Annotated in this window: 18 protein-coding genes and 1 pseudogene; 10 read left to right on the forward strand and 9 right to left on the reverse strand. The window is 50.8% G+C overall.

The features are described 5' to 3' along the window. Window positions 1-20 precede the first annotated feature (20 nt). Window positions 21-965, reverse strand: a complete 945-nt coding sequence (dusC, locus tag EHN13_RS00815; protein ID WP_048211177.1) for a tRNA dihydrouridine(16) synthase DusC — start codon at window positions 963-965, stop codon at window positions 21-23. Between the two features lie 215 nt (window positions 966-1,180). Between dusC and EHN13_RS00820 the strand changes: the two genes are divergently transcribed. The 7 genes from EHN13_RS00820 to preA all read left to right on the forward strand — a co-directional run bounded on the left by EHN13_RS00820 (window position 1,181) and on the right by preA (window position 7,133). Continuing rightward, window positions 1,181-1,579 (forward strand): CidA/LrgA family protein, encoded by a 399-nt coding sequence (locus EHN13_RS00820; protein ID WP_005129194.1) that lies wholly within the window; start codon window positions 1,181-1,183, stop codon window positions 1,577-1,579. Further along, window positions 1,576-2,271, forward strand: coding sequence for a CidB/LrgB family autolysis modulator (locus EHN13_RS00825; protein ID WP_101741573.1), 696 nt, complete (start codon window positions 1,576-1,578; stop codon window positions 2,269-2,271). Before EHN13_RS00820 ends, EHN13_RS00825 begins: the two co-directional genes overlap by 4 nt. A 148-nt stretch (window positions 2,272-2,419) precedes the next feature. Beyond that, window positions 2,420-3,304 (forward strand): cytidine deaminase, encoded by an 885-nt coding sequence (gene cdd / locus EHN13_RS00830; RefSeq protein ID WP_101741572.1) that lies wholly within the window; start codon window positions 2,420-2,422, stop codon window positions 3,302-3,304. A gap of 163 nt (window positions 3,305-3,467) precedes the next feature. Then, window positions 3,468-4,187, forward strand: coding sequence for an outer membrane permeability protein SanA (gene sanA / locus EHN13_RS00835; protein ID WP_048211175.1), 720 nt, complete (start codon window positions 3,468-3,470; stop codon window positions 4,185-4,187). A gap of 2 nt (window positions 4,188-4,189) precedes the next feature. Continuing rightward, window positions 4,190-4,429, forward strand: coding sequence for a DUF2542 family protein (locus tag EHN13_RS00840; RefSeq protein WP_101741571.1), 240 nt, complete (start codon window positions 4,190-4,192; stop codon window positions 4,427-4,429). A gap of 233 nt (window positions 4,430-4,662) precedes the next feature. Continuing rightward, window positions 4,663-5,904: an NAD(P)-dependent oxidoreductase gene (locus EHN13_RS00845; protein WP_124020725.1), complete on the forward strand. Its 1,242-nt coding sequence runs from the start codon at window positions 4,663-4,665 to the stop codon at window positions 5,902-5,904. Continuing rightward, a complete protein-coding gene (gene preA / locus EHN13_RS00850; RefSeq protein ID WP_124020726.1) occupies window positions 5,898-7,133 on the forward strand; it encodes an NAD-dependent dihydropyrimidine dehydrogenase subunit PreA in 1,236 nt (411 codons plus the stop codon). Before EHN13_RS00845 ends, preA begins: the two co-directional genes overlap by 7 nt. A gap of 57 nt (window positions 7,134-7,190) precedes the next feature. On the opposite strand, the gene mglC is transcribed toward preA, so the two are convergent. From mglC to folE, 6 genes are all read right to left on the reverse strand, one after another. Then, window positions 7,191-8,201, reverse strand: a complete 1,011-nt coding sequence (gene mglC / locus EHN13_RS00855) for a galactose/methyl galactoside ABC transporter permease MglC (protein WP_003027393.1) — start codon at window positions 8,199-8,201, stop codon at window positions 7,191-7,193. Window positions 8,202-8,216: 15 nt separating this feature from the next. Continuing rightward, window positions 8,217-9,737: a galactose/methyl galactoside ABC transporter ATP-binding protein MglA gene (gene mglA, locus EHN13_RS00860; RefSeq protein WP_048211171.1), complete on the reverse strand. Its 1,521-nt coding sequence runs from the start codon at window positions 9,735-9,737 to the stop codon at window positions 8,217-8,219. A gap of 71 nt (window positions 9,738-9,808) precedes the next feature. Then, on the reverse strand, window positions 9,809-10,807 hold the full coding sequence (gene mglB, locus EHN13_RS00865; RefSeq protein WP_003027399.1) for a galactose/glucose ABC transporter substrate-binding protein MglB: 999 nt from the start codon (window positions 10,805-10,807) through the stop codon (window positions 9,809-9,811). A gap of 295 nt (window positions 10,808-11,102) precedes the next feature. Beyond that, window positions 11,103-12,125, reverse strand: coding sequence for an HTH-type transcriptional regulator GalS (gene galS / locus EHN13_RS00870; protein WP_061068163.1), 1,023 nt, complete (start codon window positions 12,123-12,125; stop codon window positions 11,103-11,105). A 143-nt stretch (window positions 12,126-12,268) separates the two neighbouring features. After that, window positions 12,269-13,426, reverse strand: a complete 1,158-nt coding sequence (gene yeiB / locus EHN13_RS00875) for a DUF418 domain-containing protein YeiB (protein WP_061068164.1) — start codon at window positions 13,424-13,426, stop codon at window positions 12,269-12,271. Between the two features lie 14 nt (window positions 13,427-13,440). Continuing rightward, on the reverse strand, window positions 13,441-14,109 hold the full coding sequence (gene folE / locus EHN13_RS00880) for a GTP cyclohydrolase I FolE (protein WP_003027410.1): 669 nt from the start codon (window positions 14,107-14,109) through the stop codon (window positions 13,441-13,443). 321 nt (window positions 14,110-14,430) lie between these two features. Between folE and fghA the strand changes: the two genes are divergently transcribed. Together fghA and EHN13_RS00890 are read left to right on the forward strand one after the other, a co-directional pair. Beyond that, window positions 14,431-15,267 carry an S-formylglutathione hydrolase gene (gene fghA / locus EHN13_RS00885; RefSeq protein ID WP_048211168.1) on the forward strand — a complete coding sequence of 279 codons (837 nt, stop codon included), beginning with the start codon at window positions 14,431-14,433 and terminating at the stop codon, window positions 15,265-15,267. Window positions 15,268-15,545: 278 nt separating this feature from the next. After that, complete coding sequence (locus EHN13_RS00890) at window positions 15,546-17,531, forward strand: ligand-gated channel protein (RefSeq protein WP_048211167.1); 1,986 nt, start codon at window positions 15,546-15,548, stop codon at window positions 17,529-17,531. Window positions 17,532-18,283: 752 nt separating this feature from the next. Here the strand turns inward: EHN13_RS00890 and lysP are convergent. Together lysP and yieE are read right to left on the reverse strand one after the other, a co-directional pair. Next, window positions 18,284-19,753, reverse strand: a complete 1,470-nt coding sequence (lysP, locus tag EHN13_RS00905) for a lysine-specific permease (protein ID WP_048211166.1) — start codon at window positions 19,751-19,753, stop codon at window positions 18,284-18,286. 194 nt (window positions 19,754-19,947) lie between these two features. Next, on the reverse strand, window positions 19,948-20,829 hold the full coding sequence (yieE, locus tag EHN13_RS00910; RefSeq protein ID WP_124020728.1) for a DNA-binding transcriptional regulator YeiE: 882 nt from the start codon (window positions 20,827-20,829) through the stop codon (window positions 19,948-19,950). 133 nt (window positions 20,830-20,962) lie between these two features. Here yieE and EHN13_RS00915 point away from each other — a divergent pair. Further along, window positions 20,963-21,336, forward strand: a pseudogene (locus EHN13_RS00915) (putative sulfate exporter family transporter); the annotation flags it as partial.

Consider the following 21,336-nt stretch of genomic DNA (forward strand, 5'->3'; position numbering starts at 1 on the left):
TGCCGCCATCCGGCAATAAATCAGGCAACACTTGTGATGGCCTGAATCGCGCGTGCAATATCCGGTGAATTATTCAAAGCCCGAATTTCCTGAAACAGTTCTGTCGCTTCAACATATTCTTTACGAAGATAGCCCAGCCACTGTTTGATACGCGCCACATGATACAGCCCGGTATCACCTTGTTTTTCCAGTCGGGTATATTTTTGCAGTAACGTCACGACTTCAGGCCATGGCATACGCGGTTCATTATATTTCACCACGCGACTCAAATTCGGGATATTAAGCGCACCGCGCCCGATCATGACGGCATCGCATCCGCTGATGGCCATACAGTCCTGTGCGCTTTGCCAGTCCCAGATCTCACCATTCGCGATAACCGGGATATTGAGACGCTGGCGAATCTCGCCAATGGCCTGCCAGTTAATGTACTCGGCCTTATAGCCCTGTTCTTTGGTTCGACCGTGTACCACCAACTCGCTGGCACCGGCCTGCTGGACGGCATCAGCAATTTCGAATTGCCTGTCACTGCTGTCCCAGCCCAGACGCACTTTTACCGTCACCGGTAAATGGGCCGGAACCGCATCACGCATGGCCTTAGCGCCACGGTAAATCAGCTCAGGGTCCTTCAGTAACGTTGCGCCGCCGCCGCTGCCATTCACCAGTTTCGACGGGCATCCACAATTTAGATCGACGCCATACGAACCCAGCTCAACCGCGCGGGCTGCATTTTCTGCCAGCCACTGCGGATACTGCCCCAGCAGTTGTATACGCACCGGCGTACCGGATGTCGTGCGGCTGGCGTTAAGCAGTTCAGGGCAAATGCGGTGAAAGACTTTTACCGGCAGTAGTTGATCTACCACGCGAACAAATTCGGTGATACAGAGATCATAATCATTTACTTCAGTCAGCAGCTCGCGCACCAGTGAGTCGAGCACGCCTTCCATCGGCGCCAGTAAAACACGCATATTGTTACCCGCAAAAAAGAGAGGCGCTATGGTAACGTCTCTATGCAGGAGATTAAAGCGTCTCAGCGCCGGGCACAGATTTGGTTATGCTGATTGGGGGTATTGCCTGATGTTCCTGATATCTATTTCCACTATGCTTAGAATTCATGATGTGATCGGTAGCACGTTTTAAAGTTTAATTGTATGATGAATCAGTCTCGTCAAGGGTTTCAATTATGAGCAAGTCACTGAACATTATCTGGCAATATTTACGCGCATTCGTCCTCATTTATGCCTGCCTCTACGCAGGTATTTTTCTTGCATCACTGCTGCCTATAACGATTCCAGGCAGCATTATCGGCATGCTGATTCTGTTTGTATTACTGGCATTACAGATCTTACCAGCAAAATGGGTAAACCCAGGGTGCTACGTACTGATTCGTTACATGGCCCTGCTGTTTGTCCCGATTGGCGTGGGGATCATGCAGTACTTTGACTTGCTACGCGCACAATTTGGTCCGGTCGTGGTGTCCTGCACCATCAGTACACTGGTCGTATTCCTGGTAGTGAGCTGGAGCTCGCACATTGTTCACGGCGAACGCAAAATCGTTGGCCAAAAAGGGTCTAAACAATGATGTCGTATATCTGGTGGTCGTTACCCCTCACCCTGGCGGTATTTTTTGCTGCACGTAAGCTGGCAGCGCGATTTAAAATGCCGCTATTGAACCCGTTGCTGGTCGCCATGGTGGTGATTATTCCCTTTCTGATGCTGACCGGTATCCCCTACGATCACTACTTCAAAGGCAGCGAGGTGCTGAACGATTTACTGCAACCTGCTGTCGTTGCGCTAGCCTATCCGTTATATGAGCAGCTGCACCAAATCCGTGCCCGCTGGAAATCAATCATTGCTATCTGTTTTGCCGGGAGCGTTGTGGCGATGGTAACAGGTACAACAATCGCTTTGTTGATGGGCGCATCACCGCAAATTGCCGCGTCTATTATGCCTAAATCGGTAACCACGCCTATCGCTATGGCTGTGGGTGGCAGTATTGGCGGCATTCCAGCTATCAGCGCCGTATGCGTTATTTTTGTCGGTATCCTCGGCGCCGTATTTGGCCATACCCTGCTGAATGCGATGCGTATTCGCACCAAGGCCGCTCGGGGGCTGGCCATGGGCACCGCGTCGCACGCCCTGGGTACCGCACGCTGTGCAGAACTGGACTACCAGGAAGGCGCGTTTAGCTCTCTGGCGCTGGTTATTTGCGGCATTATCACCTCGTTGGTTGCCCCATTCCTGTTCCCGATTATTCTGGCGGTGGTGGGTTAACCTTCATTTTTTAGCTATTTATTTGCGATGCGTTGCACATTTTTCATTTAAGTTTCATAAGTTGCATACACAATGGGATTTGGATCACATATAAAGCCATAACAGGCCCGTAAACTACGATTCCATTACATTGTTATGAGGCATCGCCATGCATCCACGTTTTCAAACTGCTTTTGCCCAACTCGCGGATAACTTGCAATCAGCCCTGGCCCCTGTTCTGGCGGATGCGCATTTCCCCGCCATGCTGACGGCTGAGCAGGTTTCTTTGCTGAAACGCGAATCGGGACTGGACGAAGACGCGCTGGCATTCGCTCTGCTGCCTTTAGCTGCGGCCTGCGCGCGTACTCCGCTGTCCAACTTCAACGTTGGCGCAATCTCACGAGGTATCAGCGGAACCTGGTATTTCGGTGGGAATATGGAGTTTCTTGGTGCCACAATGCAGCAAACCGTTCACGCCGAGCAGAGCGCCATCAGCCATGCCTGGTTACGTGGCGAAAAAGGACTCGCTGCGATTACCGTCAACTACACCCCTTGCGGGCACTGCCGTCAGTTTATGAATGAGCTGAACAGCGGACTGGATTTACGTATTCACCTGCCTGGGCGTGAACCACACGCACTACGCGACTATCTGCCGGACGCTTTTGGCCCAAAAGATCTCGACATCAAAACGCTGTTGATGGATGACCAGGATCACGGCTTCGCGCTGCAAGGCGATGCGCTGACCCAGGCGGCGATTGCCGCCGCCAACAGATGCCACATGCCGTACAGCAAATCCCCGAGCGGCGTGGCGCTGGAGTGTAAGGATGGTCAAATTTTCAGCGGCAGTTATGCTGAAAACGCCGCCTTCAACCCAACGCTGCCACCGTTGCAGGGTGCATTAAACCTGCTGAGTCTGAACGGTTACGACTATCCGGACATTCAACGTGCGGTGCTGGCAGAAAAAGCGGATGCGGCGCTTATCCAGTGGGACGCGACATCTGCCACTCTGAATGCGCTGGGCTGCGACAATATCGAGCGCGTACTACTCGGTTAATGGTTTCAATAACGCCAGTTCGTAGGCCGGATAAGGTGTTTACACCGCCATCCGGCAATACGCAGAATGCCTAAAATCCCCTCAATCAGACTGCCGTTTCTTGCGCTCCGCCGTTGGGTACAGTAGCCTGATTGAAATTCCATCCAAATAACGAGTTTTCTGCATGTTAAAGCGCGTGTTTTACAGCCTGTTAGTCCTGGTAGGCTTGCTGCTGTTGACTGTGCTTGGACTCGACAGATGGATGAGCTGGAAGACGGCCCCCTACATCTATGACGAATTACAGGATCTCCCCTACCGTCAGGTTGGCGTTGTCCTCGGCACGGCAAAATACTACCGTACCGGCGTCATCAATCAGTATTATCGCTACCGCATTCAGGGCGCATTAAATGCGTATAACAGCGGCAAAGTAAACTATCTGCTACTTAGCGGCGACAACGCGCAGCAAAGCTATAACGAACCGATGACGATGCGTAAAGACTTGATTGCCGCGGGCGTCGATCCCGCTGACATCGTGCTTGATTACGCAGGATTCCGTACGCTTGATTCGATTGTACGCACCCGCAAAGTATTCGATACCAACGATTTCATCATCATTACCCAGCGATTCCACTGTGAGCGAGCGTTGTTTATTGCGCTACATATGGGGATTCAGGCCCAGTGTTATGCGGTACCTTCGCCAAAAGATATGCTTACCGTGCGGGTGCGCGAATTCGGTGCTCGCTTTGGTGCGCTGGCCGATCTCTACCTTTTTAAACGCGAGCCACGTTTTTTAGGTCCGCTGGTGCCCATCCCGACCATGCATCAGGTACCTGACGATGCTCAGGGATATCCGGCAGTCACTGCAGAACAATTACTCGAATTACAAAAGAAACAAGGAAAATAAGCATGGATGTACAAACTATCTTCGTCGTATTGGCCTTTCTGCTCATTCCCCTCTTTTGTTTCCGTGAAGCCTGGAAAGGCTGGCGTACTGGCGCGGTAGATAAAATTAAGAAGAATGCGCGTGAGCCGGTTTATGCCTACCGGAATGAAGCCCCATTACAGTTCTGGTCTTATGTATTAGTTTATGCCGGATGCGGATGTTTATCTTTCGGTATGGTTATTTATTTAGTCTTTTATCGCTAAAGAGATTACCGTTATATTAGCACTTGAGAATAGCTAATATTATGATAATGGTTACCATTTCAATATAAGGGATTAATGCTGCCCGCCAGCATTTCCCTCAAACTATCTTCTATTTGTGAATCCTTTCACAGAATACTCTTCCTGCAGTGCTTAGCCTTAAGAATAGCCTTTCACTTTTTATATTTTGTTATTAACGGTTTGCCTTAATTTACTCAAGCATTAAGGAAGAAAATATGCCACAACAAAATTATCTGGATGAGCTCACGCCTGCTTTTACCCCTTTATTAGCCATAAAAGAGGCTTCCCGCTGTTTATTATGTCACGATGCCCCTTGTAGCCAGGATTGCCCGGCGCAAACCGACCCGGGGAAATTTATTCGCTCCATTTATTTCCGTAATTTTAAAGGCGCAGCCGAAACTATCCGCGAAAATAATGCGCTCGGTGCGGTGTGCGCCCGCGTATGCCCAACCGAAAAATTATGCCAGCGCGGATGTACGCGTTCAGGAATTGATAAACCTATTGATATTGCGCGTCTGCAGCGCTTTATAACCGATTTTGAACAGCAGACCGCGATGAAAATATATCAGCCAGCAACAAAAACGCTGGGCAAGGTCGCCGTCATCGGTGCGGGTCCGGCAGGATTACAGGCCAGCGTAACGCTGAGCAATCTTGGTTATGACGTAACCATCTTCGAAAAACAGGCTCAGCCAGGCGGCTGGTTGCGCTATGGCATCCCAGAGTTTCGTTTGCCGCATTCGGTTTTGGATCATGAAATTGCCCGTATCGTTGAAATGGGCGTGACCATCAAGTGCAATTGTGAAGTCGGCAATGCCCTTTCCGTTGAGCAACTCAAAGCAGAATATCGCGCCGTACTGGTTACCCCAGGTATGTCTTACGGCTCAACATTGCCTCTTTTTGAGAAAGCGAATCACGTTGAAATTGCCGTCGATTTTCTGCAGCGCGCCCGACAAGCCAGCGGCGATATTACCGTCGCCAAAAGTGTATTGATCATCGGCGGTGGCGATGTGGCGATGGATGTCGCCAGTACGTTGAAACTGCTGGGCTGCCCGTCAGTCACTTGTGTCGCGCGTGAAGAACTGGCTGATTTTCCGGCCAGCGATAAAGAATTCAGCAGCACCCAGGCATTAGGCGTGTCGATTATTGACGGTTTCACGCCCGTGGCGGTAAGCGGAAATCAAGTTACCTTTAAGCACGTACGCCTGCCAGGCGAACTCACGCTAGAAGCCGATCACATTATTCTTGCCGTCGGTCAACACGCTCAGCTTGATAATTTCGCCACGTTAAAGCCACAGCGCAATCTTATCAATACGCAAAACTACCAAACCGCCGATCCGGTTCTGTTTGCTGCGGGCGATATTGTTGAAGGCGATAAAACGGTCGTTTACGCCGTGAAAACCGGAAAAGAAGCCGCTCAGGCCATTCATCACTATTTAGAGGGAGCTTGCTCATGTTAACGAAAGATCTTTCTATTACCTTTTGCGGCGTCAAATTTCCCAACCCGTTCTGCCTCTCTTCCTCTCCGGTGGGCAACTGCTATGAAATGTGCGCCAAAGCCTATGATAGCGGTTGGGGCGGCATTGTTTTTAAAACGATCGGGTTCTTTATTGCCAATGAAGTCTCCCCGCGCTTTGACCATCTGACCAAAGAAGATACCGGCTTTATTGGCTTCAAAAACATGGAGCAAATTGCCGAGCATCCACTGGAGGAGAATCTGGCCGCAATTCGCCGACTGAAACAAGACTACCCGGATAAGGCCCTGATTGCGTCGATCATGGGTGAAAACGAAGAACAGTGGCAGGAACTGGCCCGCCTGGTTGAAGAGGCAGGTGCCGACATGATCGAGTGTAACTTCTCGTGCCCGCAAATGACCTCGCATGCTATGGGCAGCGATGTAGGACAAAGCCCTGAGCTGGTTGAAAAATATTGTCGGGCAGTGAAACGCGGCTCGTCTCTGCCAATGCTGGCTAAAATGACGCCGAATATTGGTGATATGTGTGAAGTGGCGCTGGCGGCAAAACGCGGAGGTGCGGACGGTATCGCGACCATCAATACGGTTAAATCCATCACTAATATCGACCTGAACAGGAAAATCGGAATGCCGGTTGTCAACGGTAAATCCAGTATTTCCGGCTACTCCGGCAAGGCCGTCAAGCCTATCGCCCTGCGATTTATCCAACAGTTGCGCACGCATCCCGAACTGCGCGATTTCCCGATTAGCGGCATCGGGGGAATTGAGACCTGGGAAGATGCCGCCGAGTTTTTACTGTTAGGCGCGGCCACGCTGCAGGTGACCACCGGGATCATGCAGTATGGCTATCGGATTGTGGAGGACATGATCAGCGGGCTGTCACATTACCTCGCCGATCAAGGGTTTGATTCACTGGAGGAGATGGTGGGGCTTGCTAATAGCAATATCATCCCCGCCGAGGAGCTTGACCGTAGCTACATCGTTTATCCGAACATCCATCTGGATAAATGCGTTGGCTGTGGGCGCTGCTACATCTCATGTTACGACGGTGGGCATCAGGCGATGGAATGGAATGAGGAAACCCGTACACCGCACTGCAATACGGAAAAATGTGTGGGATGCTTATTGTGCGGTCACGTTTGCCCGGTAGCCTGTATTGATCTGGGCGAGGTGAAATTTAAACCCGGCGAGAAAGAACATGCGTTAACGTTGTAACGCTGACAAAAAAGCCCGGTGCAGATTGCGCTGCACCGGGCTTTTTACATTGTACGATTACTTCTTACGCGCGTATTTCAGTGAATCCAGCGCGACCGCGAAGATGATAATGCCGCCCTTGATAATATACTGCCAGTAAGGATTTACGCCGATGTAGGTCAGACCATAGTTGATGACGGTGAAGATAATCACACCGGTCACCACGCCAAACACGGTTCCTACCCCGCCGCTAAACGACACGCCGCCAACCACGCAAGCGGCAATCGCATCCAGCTCATACATAAAGCCGAGGTTGTTGGTCGCCGAGCCAATACGCCCAGCTTCGAGCAAACCACCAAAAGCATAGAACACGCCAGACAACGCATAGATGATCAGCAGGTTCAGCGCGACGTTTACCCCGGACACTTTCGCCGCTTCAGGGTTACCGCCGATAGCGAAAATATTTTTACCAAAACGGGTCTTGTTCCACAGCACCCATACAAAGGCCACGGCAATCAAGGCATAGAAAGTAATGTAGGAGAGTCGGAAACTGCCCAGCGCAATAAAGCCCTGCGCAAAGGTTGAGAACCCGCTGTCAAAGCCAGAAATTGGCGATGCGCCGACAAAGTCGTAGTACAGGGAGTTGATCCCGTAAACGATAATCATCGTACCGAGGGTGGTAATAAATGGCGTCACGTTCAGATAAGCAATGATGATACCGTTCACCAGACCGATAATGGCACCAATCACGCAGACAATCAGCACCACCACGATGATTGGCATCGTCGCCATTTCCGGGAACACCTTGTTGGCGTTCTCCATCGACTGCAGCAGGGTTGCCGCCACAACCGCCGCCAGCCCGACCTGACGCCCTGCAGACAGGTCGGTCCCCTGGGTAACAATCAGCCCGGCTACGCCCAATGCGATAATAATACGCACCGAGGATTGCGTCAGAATATTACTCAGGTTCAGTAAACTTAAGAAAGTGGGATCCTGGAAAATAATAATCGCAAGCAAAACCAAAAGAACAACGTAAATTCCGCCTTCTTTCAGATAAGTAAGAAAACTTTTCTTATTTAACGCACTCATGAGGAGCCCCTAATCTTAAAGGTGCAAAGACGCAAGACGGAGGATTTCGTTTTGCGTTGTGGTTTTGGTTTCAACAATTCCAGCGACGAGGCCATTGCTCATCACCAGAATACGATCGGTAATACCTAACAACTCCGGCATTTCAGAGGAAATAATAATGATCCCCTTTCCTTTTTTCGCCAGTTCAGCAATCAACTGATAAATCTCAAATTTCGCGCCGACATCGATACCGCGTGTAGGTTCATCCAGCATCAGGATTTCAGGCTGCGTTAACAACCAACGGCCAATGACCACCTTTTGCTGATTACCACCAGAAAGCGAACCTATTTGCGTACGATGCCCTGGCGTTTTTACCCTCATCGAGTCAATTACCCACTGGGTATCGCTCTTCATGCGGGAATTATCCAGCAGGCCGACTTTATTTTTATAGTTCTGGATATTGGAGATTAGCGAGTTAAAACCAATGTCCAGATAGGCATAAATACCGGTTGAGCGACGCTCTTCGGTGACCAGCGCAAAACCATGGTTAATCGCTTCATTCGCGCTGTGGTTATTGATTTTTTTGCCGTGGAGCGTAATCGTGCCCGATGATTTCTCACGAATGCCAAACAACGTTTCAACAATATCGGTGCGTTTCGCGCCAACCAGGCCGGCAATGCCGAGAATTTCCCCTTTATGGAGATCAAAAGAGATATCACGAATCGACGGCTGACGCAGAGAAGTCAGGTTACGCACTTCCAGAATCACTTCTCCCGGCTTGTTCTCTTTATCCGGGAAACGTTGGTTCAGTGAGCGTCCGACCATCATGGCGATGATCTTATCCATGTCCAGCCCTTCCAGCGGCTGGGTCGCAATCCATTGACCATCACGCAGCACGGTAATTTCATCACACAGTTGAAATATTTCTTCCATTTTGTGAGAAATATACACAATCCCGCACCCACGCTCTTTCAGCTTACGGATGATGGTAAACAGATGATTAACCTCTTTCTCGGTTAACGATGAGGTCGGTTCATCCATAATGACGATTTTGGCGTCATACGAAAATGCTTTCGCAATTTCAATCATCTGCATTTGCGAAACAGATAATGTTCCAACGCGCGCACGCGGATCGATGTCAATATCCAGTTCATCGAAAATCGCTTTGGTATCGCGATACATCTTTTCCTGATCGACAAACATACCTTTGGTGGGATAGCGCCCCAGCCACATGTTATCCATTACAGAACGTTGTAATACCAGGTTTAATTCCTGATGTACCATTGAAATACCATTCTCAAGTGCTTCCTTAGCAGAATGAAAATCGATTTCTTTACCCTGAAATAAAATACTACCGGAATCTTTTTGATAGATCCCAAAAAGACATTTTAATAATGTTGACTTTCCAGCGCCATTCTCGCCCATCAGAGCATGAATAGAATGTGGGCGGACTTTTAAATTGACATTATCAAGAGCCTTAACGCCGGGAAAGGACTTGTTGATGCCGCTCATTTCCAACAAGTATTCGCCTGACGACTGAGTATTAGTGCTGACCATAATTATACCTTGTTGGCCTTGCAGAGTGCGCAATTAAGGGCGCAATGAAATTGCGCCCACAGACGGAGTATTTATTTGTTGGTGAACTCTGCCAGATTATCTTTATCGACACCTACATATGGAACGCGAACAATTTTGTTCTCAATTTTCCAGTTGGTGCCGTCTGCCGCGCCTTTGCCATCAGCCAGGTTTTTCGCCAGATCAAAGGTGGCTTTCGCCTGGTTGTTTGCATCGTTCAGCACGGTACCGGCCATAGCGCCAGATTTCACCAGAGCCAGGGCTTCAGGCAGCGCATCGACGCCAAATACCGGGACGCTGGTTTTGTTGTGTGCTTTCAGCGCTTCAACTGCGCCCATTGCCATCGCATCGTTGTTGGCGATAACCACTTCGATTTTGTTTGCGTTAGGACCGGACATCCACGCATCCATCTTATCTTTCGCCTGAGCGGTATCCCACATTGCAGTATCTAACTGCAGTTGTTCAGTTTTAATGCCTTTATCGTTCAGCTCTTTAATCACGTAAGTGGTACGAGCTTCGGCATCCGGGTGTCCCGGTTCGCCTTTCAGCAGAACAAACTGAATTTTGCCATCTTTGTTCAGATCCCAGTTCGGGTTAGCGGCCCAGTGCTTGGCAATCAAGTCACCCTGAATAATCCCGGACTCTTTAGAGTCGGTACCGACATAATAGGCTTTGTCATAGCTGTCCAGCGCTTTACGGGAAGGCTCTTTGTTGAAGAACACAATCGGTACGTTCTGACCGCGTGCTTTTTCAATGACCGTTCCTGCTGCTGCCGGGTCAACCAGGTTGATAGCCAGTGCTTTAACGCCTTTTGCCAACAACACATCAATCTGATCGTTCTGTTTGGACTGATCGTTTTGCGAGTCATTCATCAGCAACTGTACATCCGGCGCCGCTTTGGCATCTTTTTCAATAGCCTTACGTACCACGGACATAAAGTTATCGTCATATTTATAGATAGTCACACCAATGCGGGTATCAGCAGCGTGCGCAGCCGCGCCGAATAACATGCTTGCCATTACAGCAGACAGGGTCAACACCTTCTTATTCATGGTATCTCCGGTTTTATTATGCAGGGTAGTGCTTGAGATAAATGCTCGGCAGGCAGAACGTTACTGAAGTGTTACTGAACGCCGAAGCTCACTTTTAAAAATATTTCTTCCGTGTCTGGCAACGCTCCAAAAACAGGCTTTAATTGTTGTTTAAGACGCCTATACCTCGATGAAAGTGATTATTCACCGTTACATAGTAGTTACAGCGCAGCAAACAGTGTCATCATAGCTATCGCATTGTTAAGATACTGTGAATTTACTCACATATTGAAAGCGGTTACATAGCCCGACATTATCAGTTAGTGATCGGTGCCGCATTCTGCCGCAAAGCCACAGAATGACGTCGCACCAGCGTCGGCATAAAGCAATGTGTTGCGTCAGGATCCAGCGTTCCCGCCGCGCCTTGTAGCGCAAGCTCAGTGGCCATTTTTGCCATAGAAGCAATGGGATAGCGCACCGTTGTCAGCTGCGGGTCAGTGTAACGTGCGATAGGAATATCGTCGAAACCAATGATAGATAGATGTAATGGAATGGCGATGCCGTTGTCTTTTAGGGCCGTTAGCGCGCCAGCGGCCATATTGTCGTTGTAAGCGAAGACTGCCGTCAGTTGCAGGTTACGTCCCAGTAGTTCCACCATTGCGGACTCTCCGCCCTGCATATCCGGTGAACCGGTACCTATCCAACTGTCTGCCGGGGTAACCCCCTGTTCTTTCAGGGCACTTAGCCACCCTTCTTTACGCATTGCATCGTCCTCAATGCGGTGACTTGATGCCAGGTAACCAATACGTTGATGCCCATTATTCAGCAGCATACGGGTTGCCATTTTAGCCCCGCTAATATTATCCAGACAGACGCAACGATGCGCATAGCCCGGCACAATGCGGTTGATCAGCACCATGCCAGGGATCTGATCCATGAACCCGGCCAGCTCGCGATCGCTCAACGCTTTCGAGTGAACAATCAGTGCGTTACAACGCTGACGAATCAGTACCTCAATGGCATGACGTTCTTTTTCAGCCTCATGGTAGCTGTTGCCAATCAGGACGTACTTCTGATGCTGTTGAGCAACCATATCCACGGCCTTGACCAGCGCGCCAAAAAATGCGTCTGAAACATCCATCACCACAACGCCAATCGTGTCGCTCACCTGCGTCGCCAGCGCTTGCGCGTTGGCATTCGGTCGATAGCCGAGCTGAGTGACCGCCTTCATTACCGCTTCACGCGTATCGGGACTCACCAGCGCGCTGTTGTTCAGTACGCGGGAAACAGTCGCGACAGAAACGCCAGACTGTCGTGCCACATCACGGATGGTTACCATATTCACTACCCTGTTTAAGATGCGGTTACCCGCAGACACCCCAGGCTGGGTATTTTGTCAGCACAACGAAACGGACTGCGTGAGTGATGTCACAGGAATGAAAGCGCTTACATCCATTTTGTTAATGAATGTGATCCAGATCGTTATCTGGATGTTCGCGGTAATGATGTCCCTGACGCACGCAGGGTTAATTGACGCCATAGCCATTCTACCGGGCCTTGCCGGTAAAAATGCAACCAAATGACGGAGAAAAGCAGGTTAACGGCCCAGACCGGAATGACGAAATACAGCAACTCCAGCCGGTCGAATTTCATAAATAAGCCGAATTGATAAAACAGCGTGGTGCAAATTAAGGTTTGTAACAAATAGTTGGTTAGTGCCATGCGCCCAACGCAGGCTATGGCAATGACCCATTTTAAACGGCTAAGCTGCGGCCAGAAACCGAACATCAGCGCAGCGTAACCAATGGTCTGCAACGGCGCGCCCAGCTCTCGCGGGGCTTGTAACAGGAAAGCACACCAGCGGTAGGCCCAGTCCAGATGCCACTGCGCAACGATAGCAGGCAGGTTAATCGCCATCCCAATAATGACCAATAACGCGCCGGTACGTCGATAGTGCTGCAAACTGTACTGCCCTTTCAGCCAACCGCTGCGCATCAATGCCGCGCCCAGCAGCATCATCCCCGCCAGTTGCCAGCCGTACTGCGCACCCAACGCCAGCAAGCTATTGGACATCATATCTACGCGATTGCTGACCGCTTCCATACCGCCGTTCACCTTCCAGTATTTCTCATACAGCAACGCAGAAGCATCCGGTGTCCAGGCCCGACTGGTCTCACTTCCGGAGATAAATCCCAGCAGCAACAGCACACCAACGCCCGCCAGATAGAGCAACACGCCGGTATTAAACAGACTTTTGACGGAAGGAGCATCGCGAACCAACCGCCAGCAAATCAGCCCAATCAGGCCATACGCCAGCAGGATATCGCCATCCCAGAACAGCAAACCGTGAATAAACCCCAGCAGAACCAGCAAAGTGAGTCGTGACTGGATCCAACGTTTGCCTCGCGGTAGCAGCATCTGCAGACCCGCGCCAAACAGCAGCGCAAATAACGTGAGGAATTTCACCTGCGCGAAGAGATCAAGCACGGCCCAGGTCCAGGCATCTGACGGGGTAATGTTGCCGTACCAGGCAGGATTCAGATAGGCCGCCTTTGGCAGACCAAAGGCGCTAATATTGAGAAGCAGGATGCCGAGGATGGCGACGCCACGAATAAAATCCAGCGTGACATTACGCTCCATGGCCCCTGCCCTGATCAGTTGTGGTGACGCACGGCGCGCAGGAATTCCTGACGCGTATTCTGGCTGGACTTAAACAATCCGCCAAGCGAAGTAGTGGTGGTAGCGCTGGTCGCATCACGAATACCACGCGCTTTCACGCAGTAATGCACAGCATCAATTGAAACCGCCACATTATTCGTCCCGAGCAACGTTTGCAGCGCGGTGAGAATTTGCTGAGTCAGGCGTTCCTGGACCTGCGGGCGCTGAGCGAAGAACTGCACAATGCGGTTAATCTTCGACAGACCGATGACCGAATCTTTCGGGATATAGGCCACCGTCGCTTTGCCATCAATCGTTACGAAGTGATGTTCGCAGGTGCTGGTCAGCGTGATATCGCGAACCGTGACCATCTCATCAACCTTCATCTTATTTTCAATGACGGTGATTTTCGGGAAGTTGGCGTAATCGAGGCCGGAGAAAATCTCATCGACATACATTTTAGCGATGCGATGTGGCGTTTCCATCAGACTGTCATCGCTCAAATCAAGATTGAGCAATTGCATAATCTCGGTCATATGACCGGAGATAAGACGTTTGCGCGTTTCATTATCCATCTCTTGCACGGGCGGGCGTAGTGGTGTTTCAAGACCACGCGCGACCAGCGCTTCATGAACCAGTGCCGCTTCTTTACTGAGTGATGACATTTCTTTTTCTCCTGCAGGTGGGGCGCCTCTGCCCTGCGTGGGGCAAAGTTTGTAGGCTGTGTCACAGCCAGAACATTGTGCGTGAGGCGGCGCACATAATCCAGTATTCACCGCGATAATTATTGAAATTGGTGCAGCCTTTTAGCACACAGATTTCATACGTCGTTCAACCGGGTGAATTCGAGTGTTAATGTAAAGTTATATAGATGATGAAGTATGTTTGCTCAATGCGGAAGTGAAAGTTACTCACAGTGCAATGAATAATCTGTATTATGGTGAGTTCGCAAACACATACAGGTTCAACACAACAAGGAGCCACGCATGGAAATGCTTGAAGAGCACCGCTGTTTTGAAGGCTGGCAGCAACGCTGGCGTCATGACTCCACCACGCTAAATTGCACCATGACCTTCAGTATTTTTCTTCCACCACCCCGGGATAACACCCCGCCTCCGGTGCTGTACTGGCTGTCGGGTTTGACCTGCAATGATGAAAACTTCACCACTAAAGCCGGAGCACAACGTATTGCGGCTGAACTGGGCATCGTTCTGGTGATGCCTGATACCAGCCCGCGTGGCGAACAGGTCGCCAATGATGAAGGCTACGATTTAGGCCAGGGTGCCGGATTTTATCTCAATGCCACGCAACAACCGTGGGCCTCACATTTTCGCATGTATGACTATATGCGTGACGAGTTGCCGGCACTCATTCAGTCACAGTTTAACGTCAGCGATCGCTGCGCCATCAGCGGGCACTCTATGGGGGGGCATGGTGCACTGATCATGGCACTGAAAAACCCTGGCAAATACACCAGCGTTTCTGCCTTCGCCCCCATCGTCAATCCATGTCGCGTACCGTGGGGTGAGAAAGCCTTTAGCGCCTACCTGGGTGAGGATAAATCACGGTGGGCGGAATGGGACAGCTGTGCGCTAATGCTGGCCAGTAAACCCGCAGATGCGATCCCAACGCTTATTGATCAGGGGGATAGCGATCAGTTTCTTGCCGATCAGTTGCAACCCGCAGTGCTGGCCGAAACGGCCCGTCAAACCGCATGGCCGATGACATTACGCATTCAGCCGGGTTACGATCATAGCTACTACTTCATTGCATCATTTATTGAAGATCATCTGCGTTTCCACGCCCAATATTTGCTGAAGTAACGCCTGAGTGAGGGCGTCAGCCCTCTTCATTTCTCCATCATTCCTTCACTTTTTCTCCTTTTTTATTTCACCACTATCCCACTGAATTAAAAAGATTTTCCATGCTAAACCCATCAAACACAAATGATTTCTATTATCATTTGTGTTTACAAAAATTCATACTTTTGTACAATCCCCCCGCTTCTTTACTGAAAAGAGTCCTTAAAAGACAAATACATACAATTGTCATGGCCTTTCACATGACACGCAGTTAGATTCATTTAAATGGAATGATACAAATGACTATACCTCACGTTAAGGCTGTAGCCGCCGCAGTATGCGTCGCGAGTCTCCCATCACTCGTCTATGCCGCCGACCAGGATACCGTGGTCGTCACCGCCACCGGGTTTGAGCAAAAAATTCAGGATGCCCCCGCCTCCATTTCGGTTATTACCAAGCAGCAGATCGAAGATAAAGCGTATCGCGATGTGACCGATGCACTGAAAGACGTCCCTGGTGTTGTTGTGACCGGCGGCGGTAGCAGCAGTGATATCAGCATCCGCGGTATGGCCTCGCAATACACGCTCTTCCTGGTTAACGGTAAACGTATCAGTACACGCGGTACCCGCCCGAACAGCGACAACGCGGGTATTGAGCAAGGCTGGCTACCGCCACTGGAATCCATCGAGCGTATCGAGGTGATCCGTGGCCCGATGTCGTCTCTGTACGGCTCTGACGCTATGGGCGGCGTGATTAACGTGATCACCAAAAAAGTCTCGAATACTAAAGCCTGGACCGGCTCCCTGCATGGTGATGCCACCCTCCAGGAAGATCGGGACTCCGGAGACCTTTACCAGACAAATGCATACGCGTCCGGACCACTGATCGACGGGCTACTCGGCGCAAAAGTGACCGGGCTGTTCTCCCATCGCGGAGAAGATAAGATAGTCAATGGTTACAATGAACAACGCCTGCGCAACGGCGGACTCACCCTCAACTTCACCCCGGATGATAAAAATGACATCGACTTCGATGTCGCGCATGAACTACAGGATCGCAACAGCACACCGGGCGAATCGATGGCGGCAGAAAACTGCCGTAACGGTGTTTGTAAGCCAAACAGCAAAAGCTACAACCGTTATGAACACACAACGTATTCATTAACCCACAGCGGTTATTACGACGATTTCAACAGCACCAGCTATGTTCAGCAGGAAGAGACCAAAAACCCTGGTCGTCAGATGAAATCCTACAACACGATCTTCAATAACCAGAACCAGGTCTTCCTCGGGGCGCACACCCTGACAGTTGGCGGGCAATACCGTTATGAAAAACTGCGCGATAACGGCAACCAACTGCAAGCAGCTGACGGTCTGAACAAATTGACCCGCTGGAGTTGGGCGTTGTTTGCCGAAGATGAATGGGCGGTTACCGATACTTTCACGCTGACCGGCGGTCTGCGTATGGATAAAGATGAAAACTACGGTGACAACTGGACGCCGCGCGGCTATGGCGTATGGCACCTGAGCGATCAGTGGACCTTAAAAGGGGGAGTTTCTGCGGGCTATCGTGCACCGGATCTGCGCCAGTCATCCGCAAGCTGGGGGCAAGTGACCGGTGGCGGTCGTCTGAACGGTATCATTGTCGGCAACCCGGATCTGAAACCAGAAAAAAGCCTGAGCGAAGAGATCGGTTTGCTGTGGGATAACGGCAACGACCTCAATGCGGGTGTCACGCTGTTCAATACTGACTTCAAAAACAAAATTACCGAAGTCCGTCGCTGTAACAGCAGTGCCGATCCGGCTTGTACTATTGGCAGCACCCATTACGACTTTGTCAGCGATCGGGTTAACGTTGATAAAGCCAATATGCGCGGCGTCGAATCCACCTTCGGTTGGAAGATGACCTCCGACATCAACTGGACAGCGAACTATACCTACACTGAATCTGAACAGAAAAGCGGTCAGTTCTCGGGCCAGCCGTTGAACAAAATGCCGAAGCATATGTTCAACACCACGCTGGACTGGCAGGCTACGCAGGATATCGGTTTCTGGAGCCGTTTGAATCTGCGTGGCAAAACATCAGAATACCTGAGCCGTACCTCCATGGCGCAAGGCACCCCTTCCTATACCCAGGTCGATATCGGTATGCGTTACTATGCGACCAAAGATGTACTGCTTACTGCTGGCGTGTATAACGTGCTGGATAAACAGATTGATTACGAGACCTATGACACCGTGCTTGATGGTCGTCGTTACACTGTTGGCCTGACATATAACTTCTAAATTTTAGACCATAAAAACCCCGGCATTCACCATGCCTAATGCTGTTCAGTTAACATAAAGCATCAACATGTGTTGGCGGGGTAATGAACATGCTCTCTCAGAGAAAGGGTTCCGTTCACCTCATGTTCATCGCTTCTCTGTACACTGAACACCCGTGAACGTGTTAAGGGTGCTATCTCCGCACCCTTAACAATCCCGGCTCCCGGCAGGAAAATTGTTGCTTCGCAATCCCCTCCGCTTATTCCTCCAGGCTACCGGGCCGGGCGCGATGCAACATCCCTGTCGCTCACACCCTGAACCCGCATCCCTGCGGGTTCTCCCGACCTTATGGATACACGTCGGCAATTTTCAGCCGGACCAGCCCACACCTGGCCATCTGCGTTTTTTGTTTAAACAGCAAAACAGATTTAACTGGAAGTCAGAGCGTTGAAGCGATGACCCCGGTCCGGCTGAAAATCGATGAGGCGTTGACGGTTGACCGGGAATGCCCGCAGGGATGCGGTCAGAGGGGACGGCCTGCAGGGACGCAGGCTAGGCCCCGACCCGACAGGCAGACGGAATAAGACGAATACATCGTGTAGCGGCGATTTTCCCGCCGGGAGCCAGGGTTACAAGGGAGGCGGCGGCGAGCCTCCCTTGCACGTTCACAGATATCTGTGCTTCAGAGAAATGACACCACTAAGATGAACGGAACCCTATAGCGGAATCAAATGTTCTCCATAATGCTTACCTGGCAAGCATTATGCACTGGATTACTTCTTCACACGTTTCGGAAAGTGCATTTCGCTGTAACGAACGAAACGGGTTCCTTTGGTCAGCTTATAGCCAAACCAGATGATCAGGAACAGCGGGATACCAATATAGGTTGCCATTACACCGCCCCAGTCAATGGTATCCTTCAGGAACGCTTCGTAGTTTTGCCCCAGGGTGATTATCAAGCACAGGACAAAGGCAAAGATCGGCCCCAGAGGGAAGAAGCCTGAACGATACGGCAGATCATTAATATCATGGCCCTGCAACACGTAACCACGGCGGAAACGATAGTGGCTAATTGCAATTCCCAGCCAGGCGATAAAGCCCGTCATCCCGGAAGTGTTCAACAGCCACAGGTACACAGTCTGGTTACCAAACATGGATGTCAGGAAGCACAGACCTGCCACGACAGTCGTCGCATACAGCGCGTTACGCGGTACGCCGCCACGAGACAGTTTAGAGAAAATACGCGGCGCTTTACCGTCACATGCCAGGGTGTAGAGCATACGTGTTGATGCATACATCCCGGAATTACCCGCCGACAGCACCGCCGTCAGGATAACGGCGTTCATCACCGCCGCCGCAGACAGCAGACCCGCGTGCTGGAATACCAGCGTGAACGGGCTGACGCTGATGTCTTTTACATCATTGCGCAGCAGGCTCGGATCGGTATACGGGATAATCAGGCTGATAATCAAAATCGCGAACACATAGAACAGCAGGATTCGCCAGAATACCTGACGCACCGCGCGTGGAATGTTCTTCTCTGGATCTTCAGATTCGCCCGCGGCGATACCAATCAACTCGGTCCCCTGGAAAGAGAAGCCGACAATCATCGCCACACCAATCATGGCGGCAAAACCGCCGGCAAAGGGGGCATCACCTGTCGTCCAGTTACTCCAACCCACCGGTTGAGCACCTTTGAAGATACCGATAATCATCATTACGCCAACCACGATGAAGATAATCACGGTGGTGACTTTAATCAGTGAGAACCAATACTCCGCTTCGCCAAATCCACGTACCGAGATGTAGTTCAGCAGGAAGATAACGCCAAGGAACAGCGCACTCCAGATCCAACCAGGCGTATCCGGGAACCACCAGCTCATTACCAATTGTGCGGCCACCAGGTCCACGGCGATAGTCACCGCCCAGTTGTACCAGTAGTTCCAGCCGAGCGCGAAGCCAAAGCCTTCTTCTACATAGTTCTGACCGTAGGTAGAGAACGAACCGGAAACCGGCATGTAGGCAGCCAGCTCACCAAGACTGGTCATCAGGAAGTACACCATCAGGCCAATCAGAATATAAGAAAACAGCGCGCCGCCAGGACCCGCCGCAGAAATGGTTGCACCAGATGCAACGAAAAGACCCGTACCGATGGAACCACCAATGGCGATCATCGTCAGGTGACGCGCCTTCAGTTCACGGCGTAGCGTGGGCGCTTCTGTGGTTTTAGTTTCGGAAACCATGTGAAAATGCTATCCATCCAAAAAATGAGGCGCGATTGTAGCAGACGAAATGGCATTCTTCCGGCACAAATGCGCTGTTATAAGAGACCTTCATGACTGGCCGCGGATTATAAGTAAAGCAGAAATGGGCAACGTATGACGATTGCCCTCAGTTGACGATGGGGTGTTTATTGCAGGTACGACGCATCAGCGCCTTATTCAACCTGCTCTACCTGGTCGCTATAACGTAAAAAACGCAGCAGCGAGTTTGAAAGATGTTTTTGGCGATGATGGACGCGCCAAAGCGTGCGGACCAGACGTGGCAACGGCACCGGAACTTCGCTTAACGTTCCTGCCTGCAGTTGTTCTGCAATAACCCGACGCGACAAGCAGCTGATCCCGAGACCATGGCGCACCGCATGCTTAATGGCCTCAGAGTTACCCAACTCCATTGCCATCTGAAATCTCGGTAGATGAGACAACAGCAGGTAATCCACCAGCTCGCGAGTACCAGACCCACGTTCGCGCAGGATCCAGGGCGACGCCGCAAGTTGCTCCAGCGTCACGGGCCCCGTGGTTAGCGGCGATGACGGCGCAGCAAATACCACCAGTTCATCTTCCAGCCACGGTTCAGAGATGATTTCGGTACTGTGACAGGGCCCTTCAATCAGCCCGATATCGACCCGAAAATCCAGCACGGCATTGATAACATCCAGGCTGTTGCCCACGCTGAGTTCCAGCGGCAAATCGGGGAAATCCCGCCGGTAACCTGCAATCATGGCAGGTAAAATATAGTTGCCAATGGTGCTACTGGCATAGACGCGAATCGCGCCATTATCTTCACGAAAAAGCTGTTCAATTTCTGTCGTTTGCTCGAGCAAGGCCAACGCACGCGGATAGAGTAAGCGCCCGTGCTCATTAACGACCAGTCGCTTGCCGACGCGGTCAAACAGTTGCACGCCAAGTTGCCCCTCTAAATCGGTAAGCGCAGCACTGACCGCTGACTGCGACAATGACAACATGACAGATGCCTGAGTCGTCGAGCCGCTTTTCAGTACCTCAGCAAAAACTTCAAGTTGTCGCAGGGTGATATGCATAGTCGTTTTCCACCGGGTAGCCCGTGCTTACCACTTATAAAGATTAATTATAAATATATAATCAATTTTATTTTTAAGCCACTTCACCTTACAATTTTTGCCAAGAAATCATTCAAATTGTTCAGGAGGGGTTATGACTGAACTCGCCCTACAGAATCATCGTCGTACAGTGTGGCATTTTATTCCGGGGCTTGCCCTTAGTGCAGTTATCACCGGGGCCGCCTTATGGGGAGGTTCCATTCCCGCCGTCGCAGGTGCCGGGTTCAGCGCCCTCACCTTAGCCATTTTATTCGGGATGGTTATCGGCAACACCGTGTATCCACAAATCTGGAAAAGCTGTGACGGTGGCGTGCTGTTTGCCAAGCAACATTTACTGCGTGCTGGGATCATCCTTTATGGTTCCGCCTCACCTTCGCGCAAATTGCTGACGTCGGCGTCAGCGGTATCGTGATTGATGTGTTAACGCTCAGCAGCACCTTTATGATTGCCTGCTTCCTTGGGCAGAAA

The organism is Citrobacter youngae, assembly GCF_003818115.1.
Taxonomy (GTDB): domain Bacteria; phylum Pseudomonadota; class Gammaproteobacteria; order Enterobacterales; family Enterobacteriaceae; genus Citrobacter; species Citrobacter youngae.